Here is a 665-nt window from a genome sequence, read left to right on the forward strand (position 1 = left end):
TTTTTGCAATGAAGTTCGTGGTGGCGAGCTACGGAACTCGTGGTGATATCGAGCCCTGTGCCGCCGTCGGCCGTGAGTTGCTGCGCAGGGGCCACGAAGTGTGCATCGCGGTCCCGCCCGACCTGGTTGACTTCGCGGAATCGGCCGGGCTTACCGCGGTGCCCTACGGAGCGGAGACACGGGTATGGCTGGACGTGTTCCGCAACTTTTTTACCTCCGTGTTCAGCACGTTCTGGAGAATGCGTGACCTATCGGAGTGGGGACGCGAGCTGTGGAAAGTCAGCACTGGGGCCTGGGTGCAGATGAACGAGACACTGACGTCACTGGCGGACGGAGCCGACCTGGTGCTCGCCGGTCAGACTTACCAGGAGATCGCGGCCAATGTCGCTGAACACCACGGGCTTCCGTTGGCCACGCTGCACCATGCCCCGGTGCGCCCCAACGGCCAATCGTTGCCGATCTTGCCCGCGTCGGCCTCTCGCTTGGTGCTGACGCTGCATGACTGGCTGTGGTGGCGCGCGATCAAGAAGGTCGAGAATGCGCAGCGCAGCCGGCTCGGCCTACCGAAGGCAACATATGGTTCACCGCGGCGAATTGCCGAACGGGGATCGTTGGAAATCCAGGCATACGACGACGTGATTTTCCCGGGCCTGGCGGCCGACGCC

At 63.3% G+C, this 665-nt stretch carries 1 protein-coding gene; it reads left to right on the forward strand.

The genetic code is table 11. From position 1 onward, the window contains the following. Positions 1 to 8 precede the first annotated feature (8 nt). Positions 9 to 665 (forward strand): glycosyltransferase (locus tag A9W96_RS10190; protein WP_197499476.1); only part of this gene is annotated, 657 nt, incomplete at its 3' end.

Origin of the sequence: Mycobacterium sp. 1245852.3, assembly GCF_001669335.1 — a bacterium.
In the GTDB taxonomy this organism is placed as follows: domain Bacteria; phylum Actinomycetota; class Actinomycetes; order Mycobacteriales; family Mycobacteriaceae; genus Mycobacterium; species Mycobacterium europaeum_A.